20 protein-coding genes and 1 tRNA gene are annotated in these 20,863 nt (G+C 64.6%); 10 read left to right on the forward strand and 11 right to left on the reverse strand.

Annotated features, from left to right (window positions below; all coding sequences use genetic code 11):
• Positions 1–176: 176 nt before the first annotated feature.
• Positions 177–251, reverse strand: a tRNA-Glu gene (locus tag VHK65_06875).
• Between the two features lie 64 nt (positions 252–315).
• On the opposite strand from VHK65_06875, the gene VHK65_06880 reads away from it, so the two are divergent.
• The 3 genes from VHK65_06880 (at position 316) to VHK65_06890 (ending at position 3,045) form a co-directional block, all read left to right on the forward strand.
• Positions 316–558 (forward strand): excisionase family DNA-binding protein, encoded by a 243-nt coding sequence (locus VHK65_06880; GenBank protein HVS05873.1) that lies wholly within the window; start codon positions 316–318, stop codon positions 556–558.
• Between the two features lie 2 nt (positions 559–560).
• Complete coding sequence (locus VHK65_06885; protein ID HVS05874.1) at positions 561–863, forward strand: DUF5808 domain-containing protein; 303 nt, start codon at positions 561–563, stop codon at positions 861–863.
• 130 nt (positions 864–993) lie between these two features.
• The gene (locus VHK65_06890) at positions 994–3,045 is read left to right on the forward strand and encodes a response regulator (protein HVS05875.1); all 2,052 of its coding nucleotides are present in this window, start codon (positions 994–996) and stop codon (positions 3,043–3,045) included.
• A 26-nt stretch (positions 3,046–3,071) separates the two neighbouring features.
• On the opposite strand, the gene VHK65_06895 is transcribed toward VHK65_06890, so the two are convergent.
• From VHK65_06895 to VHK65_06915, 5 genes are all read right to left on the reverse strand, one after another.
• Positions 3,072–5,450, reverse strand: a complete 2,379-nt coding sequence (locus VHK65_06895) for a glycoside hydrolase family 38 C-terminal domain-containing protein (protein HVS05876.1) — start codon at positions 5,448–5,450, stop codon at positions 3,072–3,074.
• Between the two features lie 101 nt (positions 5,451–5,551).
• Complete coding sequence (locus VHK65_06900; protein HVS05877.1) at positions 5,552–7,120, reverse strand: DUF3048 domain-containing protein; 1,569 nt, start codon at positions 7,118–7,120, stop codon at positions 5,552–5,554.
• Complete coding sequence (locus VHK65_06905; GenBank protein ID HVS05878.1) at positions 7,117–8,709, reverse strand: DUF3048 domain-containing protein; 1,593 nt, start codon at positions 8,707–8,709, stop codon at positions 7,117–7,119. The genes VHK65_06900 and VHK65_06905 overlap by 4 nt, the downstream gene beginning before the upstream one ends.
• 139 nt (positions 8,710–8,848) lie before the next feature.
• Complete coding sequence (locus VHK65_06910; GenBank protein HVS05879.1) at positions 8,849–9,160, reverse strand: hypothetical protein; 312 nt, start codon at positions 9,158–9,160, stop codon at positions 8,849–8,851.
• A gap of 117 nt (positions 9,161–9,277) precedes the next feature.
• Positions 9,278–9,625 (reverse strand): MerR family transcriptional regulator, encoded by a 348-nt coding sequence (locus VHK65_06915; protein HVS05880.1) that lies wholly within the window; start codon positions 9,623–9,625, stop codon positions 9,278–9,280.
• Between the two features lie 144 nt (positions 9,626–9,769).
• Between VHK65_06915 and VHK65_06920 the strand changes: the two genes are divergently transcribed.
• Complete coding sequence (locus VHK65_06920) at positions 9,770–11,332, forward strand: trehalose-6-phosphate synthase (GenBank protein ID HVS05881.1); 1,563 nt, start codon at positions 9,770–9,772, stop codon at positions 11,330–11,332.
• 51 nt (positions 11,333–11,383) lie between these two features.
• Here VHK65_06920 and VHK65_06925 read toward each other — a convergent pair whose 3' ends face one another.
• Positions 11,384–11,686: a MerR family transcriptional regulator gene (locus VHK65_06925; GenBank protein ID HVS05882.1), complete on the reverse strand. Its 303-nt coding sequence runs from the start codon at positions 11,684–11,686 to the stop codon at positions 11,384–11,386.
• 256 nt (positions 11,687–11,942) lie between these two features.
• Between VHK65_06925 and VHK65_06930 the strand changes: the two genes are divergently transcribed.
• Together VHK65_06930 and ftsH are read left to right on the forward strand one after the other, a co-directional pair.
• Positions 11,943–13,073: a hypothetical protein gene (locus VHK65_06930; protein HVS05883.1), complete on the forward strand. Its 1,131-nt coding sequence runs from the start codon at positions 11,943–11,945 to the stop codon at positions 13,071–13,073.
• A 20-nt stretch (positions 13,074–13,093) separates the two neighbouring features.
• Positions 13,094–15,055: an ATP-dependent zinc metalloprotease FtsH gene (gene ftsH / locus VHK65_06935; GenBank protein HVS05884.1), complete on the forward strand. Its 1,962-nt coding sequence runs from the start codon at positions 13,094–13,096 to the stop codon at positions 15,053–15,055.
• On the opposite strand, the gene VHK65_06940 is transcribed toward ftsH, so the two are convergent.
• Positions 15,056–15,400: a MerR family transcriptional regulator gene (locus tag VHK65_06940; GenBank protein ID HVS05885.1), complete on the reverse strand. Its 345-nt coding sequence runs from the start codon at positions 15,398–15,400 to the stop codon at positions 15,056–15,058. It abuts the gene before it with no gap.
• Positions 15,401–15,404: 4 nt separating this feature from the next.
• Entirely contained in the window at positions 15,405–15,794 is a 390-nt protein-coding gene (locus tag VHK65_06945) for a response regulator (protein ID HVS05886.1), read from the reverse strand.
• A gap of 241 nt (positions 15,795–16,035) precedes the next feature.
• Here VHK65_06945 and VHK65_06950 point away from each other — a divergent pair, with 241 nt between their 5' ends.
• Positions 16,036–16,257 (forward strand): YtxH domain-containing protein, encoded by a 222-nt coding sequence (locus VHK65_06950; GenBank protein HVS05887.1) that lies wholly within the window; start codon positions 16,036–16,038, stop codon positions 16,255–16,257.
• An 11-nt stretch (positions 16,258–16,268) separates the two neighbouring features.
• Positions 16,269–16,643, forward strand: coding sequence for a YtxH domain-containing protein (locus VHK65_06955; protein HVS05888.1), 375 nt, complete (start codon positions 16,269–16,271; stop codon positions 16,641–16,643).
• A gap of 15 nt (positions 16,644–16,658) precedes the next feature.
• Here the strand turns inward: VHK65_06955 and VHK65_06960 are convergent, their stop codons facing one another.
• Entirely contained in the window at positions 16,659–18,812 is a 2,154-nt protein-coding gene (locus VHK65_06960) for a transglycosylase domain-containing protein (protein ID HVS05889.1), read from the reverse strand.
• Between the two features lie 456 nt (positions 18,813–19,268).
• Here VHK65_06960 and VHK65_06965 point away from each other — a divergent pair, with 456 nt between their 5' ends.
• The gene (locus VHK65_06965) at positions 19,269–19,814 is read left to right on the forward strand and encodes a zinc ribbon domain-containing protein (protein HVS05890.1); all 546 of its coding nucleotides are present in this window, start codon (positions 19,269–19,271) and stop codon (positions 19,812–19,814) included.
• A gap of 39 nt (positions 19,815–19,853) precedes the next feature.
• Here the strand turns inward: VHK65_06965 and VHK65_06970 are convergent, their stop codons facing one another.
• Positions 19,854–20,036, reverse strand: a complete 183-nt coding sequence (locus VHK65_06970; protein ID HVS05891.1) for a CsbD family protein — start codon at positions 20,034–20,036, stop codon at positions 19,854–19,856.
• A 245-nt stretch (positions 20,037–20,281) separates the two neighbouring features.
• Between VHK65_06970 and VHK65_06975 the strand changes: the two genes are divergently transcribed.
• Complete coding sequence (locus VHK65_06975) at positions 20,282–20,629, forward strand: MerR family transcriptional regulator (protein HVS05892.1); 348 nt, start codon at positions 20,282–20,284, stop codon at positions 20,627–20,629.
• The last annotated feature ends 234 nt before the right edge of the window (positions 20,630–20,863 follow it).

Here is a 20,863-nt window from a genome sequence, read left to right on the forward strand (position 1 = left end):
TCTGGCGGACAACGGCTCGAGCTCGCCGATCGTCACAGCACGGATTTGCTCCTCCGTCATTGGGGCGTCAGGTTCGCGACGTTCTTCTCCCATTGTCCCTAGTTCCTATGCGGCAGCCCGATTAAGGTAGCCCACGGCCTGTGCCTACGCAACCGGTTCGAATAGTGTCCTGTAAGTAGCCCGTAGCGGATTCGAACCGCTGATTTCTGCCTTGAGAGGGCAGCGTCCTGGACCAGCTAGACGAACGGGCCGTGGGCCTCGGCGGCGAACCCATATTATAGGTAGGCTCAGCCACAGCACACGGAGGATTTGATCGTGATCTACGATCCCACCGCCGCCAATTACGTGATGAATACCCTCCAGGCCGCCACCTATCTTGGCGTGCCCAAGGATCTGATCGATGACCTCGTCGCCAAGCGCAACATTCCCTTCACCAAAGTGGGCGATCGCGTAGTCTTTTCCAAGGCCGCGCTGGACTACTGGATCTATGCGAAGTCGATGGAGAACCTCCAGGACGATCTCCCCAACCTCGGCTTCCAGGGCCGAAAGGTCGGCTGATCATGAAGATCAGTCGCCTGGTGCGCGCCGCGCTCTTCTTCCTCGCCCTGGCCGCCGTCGCTCAGGAGCTGAGCAAGCCGGAAGGACAACGGACCTGGCATGGACGAGTCGCCGGTGTCCCGTATGATTTCCGGTTTCCAACCCCCAAACGCTTCCGCGACGCTTACTGGAACCCGAAGGACGACCGCATCTTCACCGAGCGCGTGGTCGGCATCGGCTGGGCCATCAACTTCGCCCAGTTGATTCCGCGCCTGCGGGAGGGATACCGCCGCCTCGCGGAGCGGCATTTAGCTCAGCAGAGGTGACGGTCCAGTAACGTCCGCTTCTCACGAGTGACAGCCTTTCTGCCACTCAGCGTTCTATTAACGTGCCTGCGCCCAGCCAGCGCCCCTGCCCGGTGGCCGGCGGCTATCTCTTCACACGCGGGAGCGGCAAATGAGCGGACTTCAAGACTTCCTGACGCCCTTCAGCCATCTCGTTTTCGCGAACCGGGACAAGGTCATCGTCCTGCTGGCGGGGATCCTCGCCCTGGTCACGATCCAGTTGTTGGTTGCGCGCTGGCGCGCTGAACGCCTCCGCCGTGACCTGGCGGCCGCGAAGTCGGGCGGCTTCAGCGGGGGCGGCCGGCGCTACGTGACCAATACTCCGGTCGCCGAAGGGGCTCCTCCAGTCGAGAGCGGAGCGCTTCCCCCGGTCAAGGGCGGCCGCACCTACGCGCGCAACCTCGGTACTGCGCTGCAGAAAGCCGGCATCGCCCCCCAGATTTACTCGCCGCCGTCACCGCCCGGCTGGGCGGCGAACACGAACCCACCGCAGCCGAACATGGGCCAGCCCGGGCCAGCGTACGCCCCGCAGAACGTGCCCTGGGTCGCGCCGGCAGCGCCACAGGGATCGCCCTGGGGCGGATACCCGGAACCCGGCAGACGTGGGATGCAGGCTCCGGCCCCGAATCCGGCTCCGTTCTATCAACCGCAGCAGCAACAGCCAACCCAGCCGATGTCGCAGCCGATCGCGCCACCACCAGGCGTCCCTGGCCCGTATGCCCCACCGGTGAACTCGCCGTTCGGCCCGCCCGCCTTTCCGGCGGTGACGAGCGGACCTGCTGCGCCCGCGAGTTTCGCACCGCCGGCCACTCCGGCTGCGCCGCCCGCCCCGCCGAGCTTTGCAGGCCCTCCGCCTGCCGCCGAACCTCCCGCTGCGGAACCGTCCGGCGCGGATGCGAGCCGGCGCGGCAAGCCGAAGCGTCGTCGCTTCAACTTCAACGTCCTCGAGAACCTCGAGAAGATAGTGCAGCCGAAGACCGCAGAACCAGCACCGACCCCGCCGGTCCCACCGACCCCGGTGACCCCGACATGGGCCCCACCGGTCGCAGGATCGCCCGCGACCTGGACTCCGTCGGTGGCGGCAGCCGCCCCTGCACCTGCTGCGCCTGCGCCCGCGGTTGCCCCTGTGCCGCTGCCTGTCGCCGCGGCGCAACCGTTGCCCGCCGTCGAAGCGACGCCGCCGGCGGAAGAGGCTATGACCGAGGCGGAATCGTTGCCCCTGAGCTTCGGCCCGCCGGTCGAGCCGGACGCCGAAAAGGAACCAGAAGTCGAGAAGGAATCATTGCCGCTGCGCTTCGGCCCCGAGGTCGAAGCGGAAACCGTGGAATCCGAGCCGGCCGAGCCGGAACCCGCCACGTTCGAGCAAGAGCCGGAGCCGGAACCCGAACCGGAAACCGAGCCGGTCGTGGCGGAAGCCCCGGAAGCCGAAACGGAGCCGCAGACGGAACCGGAGCCGGAGCCGGTGCGCGGGGCGCGCGGATCGATGCGCGCGATGCTCTTCGGTGAGGAAGCGGTTACAAAGCGGGAGCCAGAACCCGCCCCCGAGCCTGTCGCGTCAGAACCGGAGCCGGTAGCCGCCGAGCATCCATGGGGTCAGAGTGCGTCGGTACCCGAATCGATCACCGAAGCACCCGAACCTGAGACGGTGCGCGCGTGGAACACGGCGCCCATCTGGCAGCCTGAGGCTGAACCGGAGACGGTGGCGACCACCGAGCCGGCGGAAGCACCGGCGGTCCCAGAGATACCCGCCGTCGATGGCGGCGGCGAGTCGAGCGCGGGAACGGTGGTCATCATCGAGGACGATTCGACCGCAGCGACTTACTACGCGACGCTCTTCCGCGGCAACGGCTACCACGTCGAGGTCGCCAATGACGGGGTGTCCGGCGTCGACCTCTGCACCCGCCTCCAGCCCCAGCTGATCATGCTCGACGTCATGATGCCGCGTCAGAACGGCATCCTGGTGCTGCAGACCCTCCGCGCATCCGACGAAACGAAGAACACGCCGGTCGTGGTGATGTCGAACTTCAGCGAGCCGACCTTGATCAAACGCGCCATCCAGCTTGGCGCCCTCGAGTACGTCATCAAGACGCAGGTCGAGGGTCCCGCCCTCCTCAACGCCTTGCCCCGCTGGATGAACCACGAGAAGGCGTTCGCGGCGGCGTAGCTCCGCCTTTGCGATCTCGCCAATCGCTAGCGAGTCGCCCGCACGGTCACGATTTCCCAGGGCCGCACAGGAATCCTGACGACGCCGCCCTTCGGCGCCAGCTGCTCGCGCGCGACGCCGCCGAGGGTGATCAGCGAAACGTTCCCGGGCTCCGGCCGCAGGCGAACGATCGCCTCGCGTGATGCATCCGAGGCGTTCAGCAGGCGGAGATCGTAGCCTCCTGGTTGCGGCAGCAGTGCAGTCAGCTGGATGCAGTCGGGCTCCAGCTCAATCACCGGAGCCGGCGTGCTGGCAGGAGCACCGCGTCCTGGGACGAGAGGAATGAGGGCCGACTCGGCGGCACGCCACGCGCCTCCCTCCAGCCAGTCGCCGGCGTGGAAGAAGAGGCTGTAGCGAAAGCGGTGTCCCCCCGGGACCTGAGCGCCCGGTGTCTCCATCGCGGGACCGGCGTGCCCGCGCCGGGTGACGAGGTCATCGCGCGAGAGCCAGCCGACCGAGCGTAGCAGGGTGAGCGCGAGTTCCTGGGACGCGCCCGCCAGCACTTCGTACTCGTGCAGGCCATTGGTGATGAGCGCGAGGCCCGCGCGGCCGTCGCTCACATCGACGAACGACCACATCGGGTAGGTGGGCAGCTCGAGTTCGTCTGCGCCGGGATCGCGCCGGGCGGCGGCAACGGCGCGTGCCGTCACGTGAAACGCGGTATCAGCGGCGGAATCGCTCGCCCGAAACGGCAACGGGAAATGGGCACGAAGCCGATGATCTTCGGCGCGGTTGATGACTTCGAGCTCGATATCGAGTCGTGGTCGGTCGGCTTCGAGCGACAGGGTCAGTCGAATGGGCAGCACCGTCTCGACGTCGCCGCGACTCTGCCGGTCATGGCTGAGCCCGCTGAAGACCGCGAAATCGTAGCGCGCCTCCAGTCGGGCGCGGAGTGGCCCTTCTTCGAGGACCGCGCTCCTGAAGTGGCGGACCGGATCAGCCGGCGGCAGGTTGCCGGCTGGCGGCGAGAAGTTGTACTCATCGCCGGCGTCACCGTCGTCGACCAGCCGATGCAGCCCGTTGTAGTGCAAACCCGTACGCCGGTCGAGAATCGCCAGCGTTCCGTCGGGTCGCAGGTCGCAGGCGAGGTGGCCGTTTTCGAGACGGGTTTCTTGTGCGCTCGCCGGAGCTGAAGGACTCGTCGGGGTCAGCGAAACCGCGGAGCCTCCCGGGATCACCGGGGTCAGCACCAGCGCGCCGTCAACCTCGACCAGTCCCTGTCGCGGAAATGGGCACGGGTTCCAGACCTGGCCGGCGCCGGCCAGCTGCGGAAGGCCATGATCGACGATCCGCTCGGCGATCTCGATGACCCGCGTACTCCGGCGCCTCGACTCTTCGGCGACGGCGTCGATGCCGGAGCCGCAGGCGGTGTCGTGCGCGGCGTTCTGCAGGATCAGCGTCCAGGCCTCGTCGAGCTCGTGACTCACATCGACCCCGGTCAATGCCGCGATTGGCTCCGCCATGCGCTCGAGGAGGCGAGTGGCTTCGAAATAGCGCTGCTTGTCGGGCGCCCGAACCGAAAGCGTCCCCATCAGGATATGAGCACGTGCCGAGGAGCGCAATTCACCGCGCCAGCGGGGCCAGCCGTGCTCCGGTAGCCGCGCGAGGTAGTCGTCAAGCCGCGCGAGGCGGATCATGGTCCCGTTGAGACGACCGGTTGCGCCACGAACCGCCGCGCTCAGCTCCGCCTGCGGCAGGACATGGTCATTGCCGTTCATGAGGAGCACGTCGGTCGTCGGCCGGAACGGGGCGATCGCTTGCAGCGCGCTCGCGATGCGGGCCGCCAGCGCGCCGGGCTCGGTAGGGAGGTCCACGCCCTGCGAGTACGAGTTGCCCATGTAGGCAGTCAGGATCCGGCTGCCGTCGGGCGCTTCCCAGGTGAAGGCGACGCGGTCGATGGCGAGCGGGACGCCCCGCCAGACCGCGGCGTGCCGAAAGCCAAACTGGCGATAGATCTGCGGCATCTGCGCTGCGTGGCCGAACGAGTCCGGCAAGTAGCCGACCCGCATCGAGCCGCCGTGGACGCCGGCCGACGCGACCCCGCGCTGCAGGTCACGCACCAAGGTCTCGCCGCTGACGAGGAATTCATCGGGGAGCGTGTACCAGGGCCCGACCTGAATCTGGCCGTTGCGGACCGCCCGCTGCAGCCGGGCTCGTGCCTCGGGCCGGATCTCGAGGTAGTCGTCGATCACCACGGTCTGGCCGTCCATCAGGAAGCGGAAGTCCGGATCGGCCTCAGTCAGGGTGAGCAACTGATCCCACAGCTCGACCAGCTGCGCCCGGAAAGTCTCGAAGGTCGCGTACCACTCGCGATCCCAGTGGGTATGCGGAACGATATAGACGGTTGTCGTGGCGCGCTCAGGCACAGCTAATTGTGCCTGAGGTGATTAACGCCTCAAACGCTCGCCTGGCACTAAAGCGCCGCTCGCGTGGGCCGGCGGGCCCGAATCGATCAGCCGAGAGTCGATTAACCGATCGTGTGCCACTTTTCCGAGCCGATCACATGGACCCAGGTCAACCCGTTGTCCAGCTCGATCGGGTTCCCACTGGCGTCCAGGTAGACGGCGGGAACGTTCGGATCGGGGTGGTGCCAGGTGGCGTGGATGACAACCCCGTCCACGAAGATATCCGCCTTGCCGTCACCGGTGAGCTCGTAGGCCTCGGTGAAGTAGCCGTGGAAGCTATTCGCCGGGTTGGTATCGAGGTACGAATTGACGTACTCGAGGATGACGGTCTTGGCATGCACGCGGCCGGTCCCGATGTTGTTGAAGGGCCGACCGTCTTGCGTCTTGACGTACTGCTTAGAGCCGGCATCGTACTGCCAGGACGCCCCGTGATCGGGCACCGAGATTGCGGGCGCGGCGTCACCGGAAAAGGTCGCGTCGGGATGCTTGGGTGCGATGTCGTAGAGCGGCGCGGGTAGGTTCTGCTGGGCGGTGAAGGTCGTGACGTTGTTGCCGTGCATCATCACGTTGTGCGGCGCATAGCGGGTGTTGTTGTCGCGGTAGAAGACGTTGCCCGCGCCGTGGCTGTAGTCGTTGATAAGGTTCGGATGCTTCCAAACCAGACCGAGGACGTAGTCGTTGGCGCCGGAGCAGTAAATCATCCCCTTGTACATCAGCTCGAGGCGGATGGTGATCAAGCGGCAACTCCGAACCGGCCCGACCAGGTCGGGTAGTGGGTGCCAGTAGATGGCGCTTAGTCGTGGGATAGACCCCTCGCTGATGTACTCGTAGACCATGTCGGCCTGCTGCATCCCCGCCTGCGGACGGGCATCGATGCTGTTCTCGATCTGGATGATGGTCGGCGCACCGGACCCGATCCGCGCGGAGTCGCCCTGCGACGGCACCTCGATGAGCGTGGTGAACGAGAGTTTCCAATCCGCCGCCAGCGGGTCCTGCTTTCGGTTGACCGCGGTCTGCGGGACGGACACCTGGTACTGGCGGCTATGCCCAAGTTTGAGGTCGAGCGTGGCGCTCTTGCCATCGCTCGACCAGCTGATCTTCTTGCTGTCGACCGGGGTGGCGTTGACGGCGATGGGCGTCTTAGTGCTGTCCATCGGCTGAGAGAAGTCGATCTTGATGGCACCGGTGGGCTTCAGCGACTGCTGGCCGTCGACCACCGCTTTGTTGTCGACCGAGACGGCGGCGATCGCCGGCGCGGGCTCGGTCTTGAAGCTGAAACCACTGCTGACGCCACGCCCCGAGGTGTTCTGCGCGTCCTTGAGACTGACGTGATACGAAGTGTTCGGTTTCAGCGTCGGCCGGAACTGGAACTCCCTGGGGCCGACGGCTTTGAAGGCGACCATCACGGGCGGGGTCAGGCTGAAGGCATGCTGCACGGAGTCTGCCTTCATGTCCTGGTTGAAGTGAAGATCGATGGTGGCCGTCCGGGGAACCGCCTGGTCACCGTCGTTGACGTTCGCGCTCACCTCGAGCGGGGTGGTGATGATGCGGATCACGATGGCGGCCGCGACCACCAGGATGGCGATCGGAGCCAGCCACCAGCGCTCGCGAATTGTTTGCGTCCAGGTCATTGATCACTCCCTATCACGTGAACCCAGGTCAGCCCAGTGTTGAGATCCACCGGATTGCCGCTGGCATCGTAGTAGACAACCGGTAGGTCGCGATTGGGATGTTTCCAGGTCGCATGGATCATCCCGCCGTCCGAATAGATGTCGGCCGTGCCTTCGCCGGCAAGCTCGTAGTACTCGGTGTTGTACGTGTGGTGCACGCCCGTGTTGCCCGGGCTGGTGTCGAGGCGCGATACGACGCGCTCGATGATCAGGTTTTTGGCATGGACCTGGCCGGTCCCGACGTTGGTGAACGGCGCCCCGTCCTGCCACTTGAAGTACTCATGCGAGTTGGCATCATAGCGCCACACGGCCCCGTGCTGCGGGATCGAGACGCTGGTCGCCGGCGTGGCACCCGGGAGCGCCACGTCCGGATGCGCCGGCGCGATGTCATAGTTGAGGGCCGGCAGGTTCGCCGCCGCGGTATTGGCCGTGATCTTGTCGGGGCGGGCGATGACGTTGTGGGGCGCATAGCGATCCGAGGCCCGGTACATGAAGTCGTACATGTAGTAGTAGTCGTAGACGACGTTCGGCCACTTCCACACCTGGCCGAGGACGTAGTCGTTGGCGCCCGAGCAGTAGATCTCGCCGCGGTACATCTGCTCGAGTGCCACCGTGATCAGGCGGCAGCTTCGCACCGGTCCGATCAGGCTCGACGGTGGATGCCAGTAGACGGCCGAGAGCCGGGGGATGCCAAACTCGCTGATGTACTCGTAGATCATGTCGGCCTGCTGCATGCCGGTCTGCGGCCGGACAGTAGGCTGCGAGCTGTTCTCGATCTGGATGATGATCGGCGCCCCCGAGGTTCCGATCCGTGCCGTCGATCCGGCTGAGGGCACCTGCACCACCGTCGCGAAGCTGAGGGTCCAATCGGCAACCGCGAGGTCGTGCTTACGGTTCGTCGCCGTCTTGGGGACCAGCAGCGTGTGGGTGCGACTGTGCCCGAGCGTCAAGGCAAGCGTGGCTGCCTGTCCCGTCGCGTCCCAGGTGATGCTCTTGGTATCAAGGGCGGCGCCGTCCACCAGGACCGGCGTGCGGACGGGGTCCATGGGCTGTGAGAAGGCGACCTTGAGGTTGCCCCGCAAGGCGACCGCCTGCTGGCCCTCGGCGAGGGGCGCATCGTTGAAGGTCGCACCGGTGACCTTGGGCGCGGGCTCCGTCCGAAACGCGACCGAATAGTTCTCGCTCCCGAACCCTACCGTCTTGCGCGCGCCGATCACCTGGATGCGGTAGGCGGTGTCGGGCGCCAGCTGCGGGTGAAATTCAAAGGTGCGTGGATTCTTGACGACCATCGTGTAGGGCACTGACGGAATGATGCGAAAGCCCTGTGTGACCGACGCCACGTCCATGTCCTGGTTAAAGCTCAACGCCACCGCCGAGCTACGAACGACGGCGTGGTCGCCGTCGGCGACGCTGGCGCTGACCCCCAGGGGCGCGGCGAGGGCGCGGAGCACCAGCCCGGCCGCCACCAGCAGCAGGATGATGGGGAAAATCCACCAGCGACGCCGCAGCGTCGCTGCTAACCCGCTTCCGCGGGCCACGGTTTGGCGCATCAAGGGATCCTCAGCAGGGTACTCCGACCGGCCGCACAGGCTATTTCACGCATAGACCGGATTCAACTGCAACGGCTATCCGGCTTACTGAGCGTGCTGGCTGGCGGTTTTCTTGCTGGACGACCCCCTCAGGCCGGGTCTACGCCACCATCAGCCGCGGTAACAGCAGTTGCTGGCAATCGAAGAGCACGTCCAGCACCCGCACCGGGTCACGCGTGACGTTGCGGTTGAGCGCGCGCAGCAGCTTGCGGCTGAGCGGACGCACGAAGCGGGTGATGTCGTCCATCAGCGGTGCCGGAACCGCGCCCCCGCGGTTCTCGATGATGTCCTCGATCGATAGCAGATAGTCGTCGACGCGACGGACATCGGCTCTCCGCTTCAGCTCCTGGTTCCGACGGTCGGCCGCCGCCTCGAACTCCCGGTGTATCTCCTCGATCGCATCGCTCAACATCTAAATTGCTCCCTTCACTGACCCCAAATACACTGGATTCTGCTACGCACGAAAGCTGATATGCGCACTGTTACATAGTTGGCATTGGCTGTCAAGGGTTTTTCCCAAGTGCTGAAATTACGCGCTCAGCCCGTTTCCCGAGACTTCCTGTAGCGTGTCGAGCTCGCGGACCTGGTTCAGATCCAGGCCCTGGCTGCCCAATGACTGGAGCAGATGAAGCACGTACTTGACGCCGGCCAGGTTGACGCCTTTCTGCCGGGTCAGGAACTGGATCACCCGAACCCGCCGGATGTCATCCTCCGAATACCGGCGGCGGTTCGTCGCCGTTCGCTGCGGTTTGATGAGGTGTTCGCTCTCGTAGATCATCAGCGTGCGCGGGTGGAGGTTGAGGATCTCGCTCGCGATACTTGGCGTGAAGACCGCCCGTCCGGGGGCGATCGCCGACGACCTCTTTCGTTTTCCCACGCTCTAACCCCTTGGGCGTGACAAGCGCCCGTTTGCCTTGGCCTCTATCTTTATACCCACGATATCACATATTGGCCATTCGCGCAAGCCGCATGACCCGCTGGCGGCGATCTCGAGGCTGCCGCGTAGAGTTAGACGAGAGCCATGCTGGCGATCGAGCAGTACACCCGGCGCCTCCTACGGGACTTCTATCCGATCGTGGCCGCCAACCGGCCGCCGGTTGACCTGGCGCCCGATCCAGCCGATCGAGAACGGTTCGTCCGCGGCGCGGGCGGGCTGGTGACCGGGCTCTCCGGACTGGCCCAGGCGACCGGAGCGGTGTGGGTCGCCAGCGTGCGCGACGGCTTCGAGGGCGAGCTCGAGTTAGGGGACGGCGGCGAACCGATGATGGTGGAGACCACCGACGGCTCTCGATACCAGGTGAGCTGGGTCAACCCGCCGCGCCTGGCCTATGACCTGTACTACAACACGATCGCGAACCCCCTGCTCTGGTTTGTGCAGCATTACCTGTGGAACCTGGCGGAGGCGCCCGTGCTTGACGACAGCACCCAGCGAGCCTGGACCGAGGGCTACCGCCTGGTCAACCAGCTCTTCGCCCAGCAGATCGTGCGCGAAGCGCGGCGGGGCCGCAAGCGACCGCTCGTGCTATCGCACGACTATCACCTCTACCTGGTGCCCCGCCTCGTTCGACGCGAGCTGCCCGACGCGGTTCTGCAGCATTTCGTCCACATCCCCTGGCCTACGCCGCAGTACTGGAAGGTGTTGCCTCACTACATGCGCGACGAGATCATGGACGGTTTGCTGGCGGCGGACATCATTGGTCTGCAGACCCACTCCGACGTGCGCAACTTCCTATTGACCTGCGAGGAAAACATGGGGCTGCCAGTGGACTTCCGACAGCAGACCGCCTTCTACCGGGGCCGCACCGTCTGGGTGCGGCGCTACCCGATCTCGATCGACGTTCGCGAGTTCGAGCGGAGCGCGGCCAGCCCGGCGGTGGAGCGAGCCGAGCGGGACGTGCTGCGCTGGCGTCCCGAGCAGCTGATCTACCGGGTCGACCGCATGGATCTTTCCAAGAACATCAGTCGCGGGTTCATCGCCTACGAGCGACTCCTCCAGGCTCATCCGGAGTGGCATCGCCGCGTCGTCTTCTGGGCGATGCTGCAGAAGACGCGCCAGAACGTGCCGGAGTACCGCGAGTACGCCCGCCAGGTGGTGCAGGTGGTGCGCGTCATCAATAGCCGTTACGCCTCTGCGGACTGGCAGCCGATCCGGCTGGAGCTGCGCGACGACATGAACCGAGCGGTCGCCGGCTACAAACAGTTCGACGTCCTATTGGTCAATCCCATCTACGATGGTATGAACCTCGTGGCGAAGGAAGGGATCACGGTCAATCGTCGCGGCGGCGCACTGGTCCTCTCGGAGAACGCCGGCACGCACGAAGAGCTCGGTGAATGGGCGATCACGATAAACCCGTTCGATGTCGACGCGACGGCGCAGGCGCTGCACCGGGCGCTGCTGATGGATCCTGTCGAGCGGCATGCGCGCGCCGAAAAGATGCGCGCCGTCGTGCAGCAGAACGATGTCGCACGCTGGATCTCGGCGCAGCTGCAGGACATCCGGGACCTGGTCGAGCCACTGGCCGCGCGGCAGCCCGAGCTGGCCAACGAGGGCACCGTCCCGGTGGGGCGCGACGGCTCGATCTAGGCGAGGCGGCTGAAGTCGCGCATCTCCCGGAGCAATGCTTACGAAGTGGGCTCAGGCCCAGAGGTGACGGGCGCCGGCAAGCTCCGGAAACTCGGTCTCGGGGATCTGCAGCCGGTTCTGCACCGCCGCCTCCATCAACGAGAAGATCACCTTGACCCCGGCGAGGTTAATACCGTGGACGGTGGTGAGCTCGCGGATGAGCCGGATCCGTTCGATATCGCGGCGTGAGTAGCGCCGCCGCTGGGTAGGGGTCCGCTCGGGCGCGATCAGGTTTTCGCTCTCGTAAACGAAGAGCGTGCGCGGCTCGATGTCGAACATATCGGAGACTTCGCTCGACTTATGCGGCAAGGCCAAGTGCTGCCCTCCAGAACTCGATACTGTAAACCATTATATCCAACATATCAGCATTCGTGATAAAAGGCGAAAGCGGACGACGTTTGCGCGAAATGTGGTGTCACGCTGGCGAACGTCACTGAGCGTCACGAAACGGAAACGTCACCAATTGACTGTGCAGGGGCTTATCACCTTAGCCGTGGGAACCCGCGCTTGAACGCACCCGTCCTTGTCGGTAGTCTCACGCCCGAACGGTGCGGGAGCCGTCCCTTCGAGCATGTCGGGCATCTTACGGCAAGTCACGGCGTTTGGAGGAAGGGTGGTGCTGGGCGTGATGTTGTTCGCGCTCCTCACACCGCCCTTCGGCCTACGGGCCTATCTAGAGGCTCGTGCCCAGGAGCAGGCGCAGGCCGCCCACGTGATGCAAAGCTTCGGCCGGCCAGTCGCCGCCGTGGTCAAGGTGCCCGTAACCGCTCGGCCCTTCGTGCAGACGCCTCGCTCGCCGCTCGACGGGGTCAAGGGTAAAGGCGCGTGGCTGATGATCTTCGATGGCGACTGGAACGATCCCGATGCCGACCGTGCCGCGGCGATTGTCGATGCCGCGGTCCGGGCTGACCTCAGCCACCTATATATCAGGATCGCGGACTCGCGACACCACTTCTACGGCGCGTCGGCACTGCAAGACCTACTGCCGATCGCGCACGCGCACGGGCTGAGCATCATCGGCTGGATCGAGCCGATGCTCGATGACCCGACCTCCGATACCGCCGACGCATTGGCTGCGGCGCAGTTCGAGGAGCAGGGTCAGCGCCTCGACGGCCTCGCGCTGACGATCGAGGGCGACAGCACCTCGGACCCGAACGTCGGCCAGTACCTCTCGGGGATTCGCGGCGGTATCCAGGGCATGAATGGGGTAGGCGAGCGCTACCTGTTGGTGGCCAGCACCCTGCCCACCCCCTACGACCATCCCGGCTACGCCTACGCCACCATGTCGCGCTACTGCCAGGTCTTCGCGCCGATGGTCTACTGGCGCGCGACCGGCCTGCCTCAGTACAGCGGCACGGACGGGACTCGCGCCTACGTCGACCAGGTCTTCCAGCAGTTCCGCGATCCGGGCGTCAACCCCTTCAACCGTCCGCTGACGATCACCGCACAGGCCTACGACGCCGTGCTCGAGTACGGCACACCCGGTGCCCCGCCCGGCGCGGAGATCGTCACCTCGATGAATGAGACCCGCGCCCAGGGCGGCTTCAGCTGGTCCTTCTACCGGCTGGCGAATGCGGACAACGGGGTCACGGGCGAGGAACAGCAAGCGATCACCGCCTTCCCGTTCTGGCAGCGATACAGTGCAGGAGGAATCGCGGGGAAGGCGTTGATCGCGTTACCTGACCAGCCAGTCGCGTACTAAGGAGAGGGGTTGAGAAACCAATGAAAACGTTCTTTCGCCGTCTTCAGGTCCCATTGAACCTGCGCCGCAAGCGGGTCGCCGTGCCCGCGCTCGCGGTGCTAGCCGTGCTCATCGTCGGCGGCCTCTGGCTGATTGGCCATTCGGGGGCCAACACCGTATGGAACCAGCCCAGCGTGCCGATCAGCGACGCCCTGGATCGCGTCGATCACGGGCAGATCGTCGCCGCCAGCATCAGCGGCCAGCGCATTCTGCTGACGGATTCCGCGGGGCGGCAGTCGTGGACCAACGAGAAGGAAGCGTCGATGGGCTCGACCGAGCAGTACTTGCGCAGTCATAACGTCAAGGTCGCGGTCCAGCCCACCGACGAGACGTCCGTGGCGAACGTCCTGCCCAACCTGCTGGGGCTGCTGGTCCTCCTGGCGCTGCTCTTCATCCTGCTCCGCCGCTCGAACCTCCTGGGAAGTCCGATGGGGCAGATGACCAAGCACCTCGCGGAGTCCAGCGCCGCCTCCGGCGAGCCGGTCACGTTTTCCCAGGTGGTGGGTGTGGACGAGGCGAAGCACGAGCTGGAAGAAGTCGTTGAATTCCTGAAGGCGCCCGGCAGTTTCGGTCAGCTGGGGGCGCGCATGCCGCGCGGCATCCTGCTGGTCGGCCCGCCCGGCACCGGCAAGACGCTCCTCGCGCGCGCGGTCGCCGGCGAGGCCAAGGTGCCCTATTTCTCGCTGAGCGGCTCGGATTTCGTAGAGATGTTCGTCGGCGTCGGCGCGGCCCGCGTGCGCGACCTGTTCAAGCATGCCAAGAAGAATGCGCCGTGCATCGTCTTCCTGGATGAGATCGACGCGTTGGGCCGGAAGCGTGGCGGCGCGCAGATCCGGACCAACGAAGAACGCGAGCAGACACTGAACCAGCTACTGGTCGAGATGGATGGCTTCAACACCGACTGCGCAGTGGTCGTGATCGCGGCCACCAACCGACCGGACGTGCTCGACCCGGCGCTCTTGCGCTCCGGTCGCTTCGATCGCCGGGTGGCGATCGACGCCCCCGACCTCAACGGGCGGCGCGCGATCTTGAGTCTCTATGCGGCGCACAAGCCGCTTGCCGAGGACATCGACCTCGACGTGGTGGCCCGGCAGACACCCGGCTTCACCGGCGCGGACCTGGCCAACCTCCTGAACGAAGCCGCCATCCTGGCGGCGCGGAGCAAGAAGGCGGCGATCGGCAGTGAGGAGCTCGAAGAGGCCAGCCTGCGGGTCATGGCGGGCCCGGAAAAGCGCAGCCGGATGATCACCCCCGAGGAGAAGGCGATCATCGCCTATCACGAGGTCGGTCATGCGCTCGTGATGAAGTCGATTGCGAAGAGCGACCCGGTGCACAAGGTGTCGGTGGTCTCGCGCGGGCAGGCGCTTGGTGTCACGATCCAGCTGCCGACGAAGGATCGATACCTGACCTCGAAGTCCGAGCTCAACGCCCGCATGGCCGCCGCCATGGGAGGCCGCGCCGCCGAAGAGATCATCTTCGGCGACGTCACGACCGGCGCCAAGCAGGACATCGAGCATGCCACGAGCATCGCGCGCCAGATGGTGTGCGAGTTTGGGATGAGTGAGCGACTTGGTCTGGTCACGCTGCATCGGAAAGGCGATGGTGACAGCCAGTTCTTCTCCGAGCTGACCGCTGCCGATGTCGATGCCGAGGTCAAGGCCCTGACCGATGCGGCCTACCGAGTGGCGTACGACATCTGCCACGCGCGCCGCGCGACACTGGTGCGGATCGCCCAACACCTGCAGATCGTGGAAACGATCGATGGCCCCGAACTGGATCGGCTGCTTGTCGGGGAGGCCGTCCCACCGGTCAGCGTCGTCTCGCCCGAGATCAAGTCGGCGGTTGCGGCTCGCATCGCCGCCGCGGAAGCCATCAGTTGGGAGGAACCATCGGACGGCTCAGCCCACGAGAGCGAGACGCTACCGCCAATCACGGCCAGTTAACTAGATAATCTCTTCGTAAAGGTCGTAGACCTGCTTGAGGTCGTCGGGCGGCTTCACGCCGCCATTCTTTAACGACTCCAGCAGCATGAGGATGTACTTGACACCGGCGAGGTTGACGCCCTTCTCCCGCGTCAATTGCTGGATCACCTGCAACTTGCGCACATTGCGCTGCGAGTAGCGCCGGCGGTTGGTGGCCGTGCGATAGGGCTCGATGAGGCCGAGGTCCTCGTACATCATCAGGGTTCGCGGATGCGTCTCCAGGATCTCGGAAGCCACGCTGATCGTATAGAGGGGCTTGTCGAGATCGAAGGCTCCGCCGATCCGGGGATCGCGATTGGGGATCAAGCGTCTATTCCTTGACCCAATCTTGGACGCCACGGCTGAGGCTGGCCGGTGTCGTCTCAGACTTGATCAGGTAATCGAGCGCGCCGAGCTTCAGCCCACGGTCGACCAGTTCTTTCTCGCCGTAGTTGGAGAGGATGATGACCGGGATGTTCTTCGTGACGCCGTCGGAGCGGAGGTTCTCGAGCACGGCGAATCCGTCCATCTTGGGGAGGCGAATGTCGAGGAAGACGATGTCGGGCACCTGGTTTTTGGCGTGGTCGAGGCCCTCCTCGCCGGATTTGGCCACGATGACCCGGTAGCCATCCAGCTCCAGCTTGAGCTTGTACATCTCGGCCACCGCCGGGTCATCTTCGATGAAGAGGACGTTTACGTCCTCGTCGACTACCTCACTCATGTCCCCTCCTTTGAACGAACCGCCCGCTTTTCCACGCCGGAGCGGGCTTCATGCAAAATCGACATCGAGCCTGTCACCTTTCCCCCCTTTCCACCGGGGGTAAGTATACCTCAAGTTCCTTCAAAAACCTGAATTTGTGGAGGCTCGACGGGAACGTCGGGGGCTCACAGGACACGTGATACGATGGCGGGTACCGTGTGGCGGCACGGTCGTCTGGTTCACGGAGGAATGCGATTTCTCAATGGGATATTTGCGAGGTCTTCAGCATGGCGCGATCGCCGGGGCGGTCCTGGCGCTGCTCTACGCCCCTGATTCGGGCGTGAATACGCGGCGCCGGGTCTCGCGGCTGCTGGGCCAGGCGGAGGCGATGTTGGCCGCCGACAGCGGCGGACCCGCGGCCTCGACGGCCACACCCCGGCGGCGGGCGGCAGGCGGAGCAGAAAGTAGGGTCAGGCGGCCATAGGGAGGACGACGATGGATCAGACGGTAGAGAAGACGGTCGATCGGTTAAGCGAGTTGCTCGATCGGGCCAACAAGGCGGCCCAGGATTTCGAGGTGAAGGACCGCCTCTCGGACGCGGTCGCAGCCTTGCGCCGCACCCGGATTACCCAGGACAGCGATACGAGCGCGGAGCGGTTCGTCACCGGGCTGCTGATCGGGGTCGCCGTTGGCTTCGGGCTGGCGTTGCTGCTCGCACCTAAGACCGGTGAGGAGATGCGCGACGACCTGATGCAGCGAGGCATCGAGCTGCGCGATCGCGCCGGAGAGCTGGCGTCCCGCCGGCCGTTCGGTGACAGCGAGCAGGGACGCACCGAGAAAGCGTCCAGCGACCAGCCGGGAACCGCTTAACCTAGCCGCTCGGCGTCAGTTGTTCGGCTTGCACTCACCGCCCGGCAACACGCCGTTGGGACAGCTTGTTGGCGACGGCGTGGGCGCCGGCGCCGGTGGTGGTGGCGGCGGGTTGACGATGCAGTACACGCCGTCGACGGTGATCTGGCTGTAGGTCAACGAGTAGGGGTTGTAGTTCGCCGGCAGCTTGCACTGCGGCCACGGTTGCGCCAGCGTCTTCGGTAGATTTTCGGTCCCAGGCAGGAAGAAGTCCTGGCCAATCTGATGGAGACCGGCCGGGACTGGGTACCACTCGTCGGGCGAGGCGGCCAGCGCCTGGGCCATGAACTTGTGCCAGATCGGTGCGGCGCCGACGATACCGGTCGAGTTGTGGCTGAGCGGCTTGTTGTCGGGGTTGCCGACCCATACCGCCGTCGCCAGGCTCGGTGTGAAGCCGATCGTCCAGTTGTCCTTGAAATCGTTCGTCGTGCCGGTCTTGGCGGCGACGTGGCGTCCCGGGAGGGTCAGGTCGCCGTGGCAGCCAAATGACATGCAGCGGTTGCGGTCGTCCGACATGATCGACGCGATGATGAAGGCGACGCCGGGATCGACGGCTCGGTACTCGTTCTTGGCCGGATCGTAGGTGAAGACATCGTGTCCGAGCCCGTCCTTGATGCTGAGGATCGGCGCCTCACGGTGACGGACGCCGAGTGTGGCGAGGGTTGAGGCCGCGGTGGCCATGTCCGCCAGGCGCACGGGATAGGCACCGAGGGTCAGGCTCATGCCATAGTCTTCGGGCTTTTTCGAGCCGCAGGGTTCGCCGAGGCAGGTGAGGCCGAGGCGTGACGCCATATCGACCACGGCGGGGATCCCGGTCCGCAGCTCCACTTTGAGCGCGGGAATGTTGAGCGAGTTGCCCATGACCATCTTCAGGGGAAGGGTGCCGTGGAAGCGACGGTCGTAGTTCGCAGGAATGTACTTGGCGAAGCCGCTCACGTAACCAGGACCATCGCCACCCGTCGGGAACACCATCGGGTCGTCGAGCACCGGGCTCAGCATGTTCACCTTGCGACTCTCGATCGCGGCGGTGTAGGTGAAGATCTTGAAGCTCGATCCCGGAGGCCGCGGCACGTCGTAGGCGAGGTTGAACTGTCCGCCCGGCCGGTTGTAGTCATCGCCGCCGACCATCGCCAAGACCTCGCCGGTTTTCGGGTTCATGCTAACGAGGGCGGCATCGTGAAAGTTGTAAAAGTTCCCCTTCTGCGCGATCTGCTCACGCACCACCTGCTCCGCCATGTGCTGAAGGGGCAGATCGAGGCTCGTGTAAACGCGGTAGCCCTTGCGGTTGTTGGCATCGTTCGTGATGTTGTAGGGGGCCTTGGCGAGCGTCTTCAACACGTAGTCGACAAAGTAGGGTGCTTCGAATTTCGTGATCGGGGGAGTGACCTGCAGCTTGACCGCATAGGCCTCGGCGGCTTGCGCGGCGGTGATGTACTTCTCGCCGACCATCGCCGCCAGCACCTGCGCTTGCCGTTGCTTGGCCGACGCAAAGTTCACGACCGGGTTGTACTGCGTCGGCGCCTGCGGTAAGCCGGCGAGCATGGCGGCCTGTGCCAGCGTGACGTCATGGGCGTTCGATTGGAAGTAGCTGCGCGCGGCGGCCTCGATCCCGTAGGTCTGACTGCCGTAGAAGATGGTGTTCAGGTACATCTCGAGGATCTGGTTCTTGCTGTATTCGCGGTTCAGCTCGATGGCGAGGATCGCTTCCTTGAGCTTGCGCTGGATGTCCGTTGGGGCATTCGATCCGATGTAGACCTGCTTGACGAGCTGCTGACTGATGGTGCTGCCACCCTGCTGAATCTTGTGGTGTTGATAGTTCGCAATGGCGGCGCGCACGATGCCACCGATGTCGATGCCGCTGTTGGTGTAAAAGGTGCGGTCCTCGGTAGCGAGGGTTGCCTTCACGACCCAGGACGAGATGTAGGTGAGCGGCACGACGATGCGATGGTCGCCCGCCTTGCCGATATCCGCCAGCAAGGTGCCATGCCGGTCGTAGATGAGGGTGTCCTGCTCCATCTTGTTGGAGGCGAGCCCGCTGACGGCTGGGAGCGGACCGACAGCCTGCGCCGTGATTGCGGGGATACCCAGCAGCGGCAGCAGGAAGACGACGATCAGGCCGAGGATGACCATGCGTCGAAGATCACTTCGGCTACGCTTCCGCCAGCGAGCGAGGTGTCGCTGACTGCGTCGCCGGGCGGCTAGGCGCTTAGAAACCCGAAGATCCCGGAAAACAGGAGCCACAGAGACACGAGGATAACCGCTCCCCACCCTGCGCCGCTGGCGAGGGTCCGGAGCGGCGACCGCCGCTGCCGCCGGATCTGGCGTCGCCGAGCGTCGAGCGATGAGAGGCCGCTGGCATTTGTTGGGTGATTCGCGTGCCTGATACTGATCAAATCTGGCCCCTTAAACGTTACTATCCTGCTTCCGAAAACTTGACTCAGTCATTATAACCTAAGCGGAGCACCTCTGCGCTGGGTGGGTCCGAAATTTTCCCCTGGTGCCTGTCGAACGGGTGGCCGTGTCGTTTGGTTACGCCCGGAAAATACCGCCGGAAACCGCGAACGGCGCCCTTATAATGGGGCAGCCTTGTCGAGTTCGGAACCGGTGGCCAAAGCGGGAACGGTGTTCTGCCGCTCGTGCGGTAAGTCCATCGAGGCAGGCGCACGCTTCTGCCGCTTCTGTGGCAAGTCGCAAGTGGAGCCGGTCGCCGGCTCGGCGTCCTCCGGAGCGTCGACGGCATCGGCCGGCCATCATGGCGACAGGGGCGTCGAGCACTTGCTCCGCCAGCTCTTCCCCCGGCATCATCTCCAGGACGAGTTCACGCACATCGGGACGATCGCCGCCTTCTTGATGGCGCTGATCGGATTCGTGGTCGGCTTCTTCTACAACTACGGCTGGCTCGGCAGCAACTTCCTTCTCGGCTCGATCGCGCTCCTGCTGTTCCTGATCCTGCGCGAATCGACGTTGAGCCACATCCGGGTACGCGATGCCGGATCATCGGCCTCCTCGACGTCATCGACAAGCGGAAGCCGGTATCACGCCGGGCGTCGCCCCGCGACGGGCCCGGCCGAGGCAGCCAACGCTGAGTCCTCGCCGCCCACGAGCACCAGGCCGCCCGCCACCCCCCGATAAAAAAAGCCGGCCCGCGAGGGCCGGCCTGTCGAATGTCCTCTAGAGGCCTTTGTCGACCGGCTCGTCCGTCGTCGGATCGCCCTGGGTCATATTGCGACCGGCCTCTTCGACCTTGCCTTTCGCCTTCTGGCCCTTGCCTTCCCACTCCATCTTCTTGTCGCCGCTCAGCTTGCCGCCGGCATCCTTGACTTCGCCTTCGACCTTGTCACGGAACTCGCCCATGCTGCACCTCCGGTTTTTCAGCGCGATACGGCGCCTGTTAGCAAACATTATAAGGGGACACTACGTTTCCGTCTATTTCCTGAGCGCAGACTGGGGTCCTCAAATGAGTTCACATCTATTTACGAATCTTGGGTTGAGCCAGCGGTTGTGGGCCCCTATACTCATGGTGATTTTCGCCGGTCGGAGACGTCACGTGGCGCTTGCCGTATTCGAGACCGGGAGGCAGACACATCATGGAGGGTTCTATGGCAACCGCCGTCAAGCGTGATACCCGACGCGACACGAATATCTCCCTGGACAAGCCGATCTACACCATCAGCGTGGCGTCGGAGATCCTGGAGACGCATCCCCGGACCCTGATGATGTACGAGCACCTGGGGCTGGTCGTCCCGAAGCGGACGTCAACCAACCGCCGACGATTCTCGCAGCGCGATGTGATGAAGCTGCAGACGATCCAGAAGCTGACCCGGCATCACTCCGTGAACCTGGCCGGCGTGCGCTACATCATGAAGCTGCTCAAGCTGTTGCAAGAGCATCAGCTGCCGTCCCCCGTTGAGCTCCGCGACATCGACGTCTCTCAACTGGACGTCTAAGATCGTTACGCGCCCGTAGTTCGCTTTACCGATAGTCACAGCGGGATACTTTCTGACTGCACCCTTGTTGACAAGACTCCGGAGCGTGCCTATAATTCGAGCTAGTTCCCTTGCCCCCCTCTTCGGGCCCTCCCTTCGGAGGGCCTTACTTTTTTGTGGGGAACTCTCAAGCTGCTCTGCGTATGCCTTGCGCAGTGCGCCCCGTTTTGCTATCCGTAGGACCCGCGCGATTGT

The organism is Candidatus Dormiibacterota bacterium (assembly GCA_035544955.1).
Classification (GTDB): Bacteria; Chloroflexota; Dormibacteria; order CF-121; family CF-121; genus CF-13.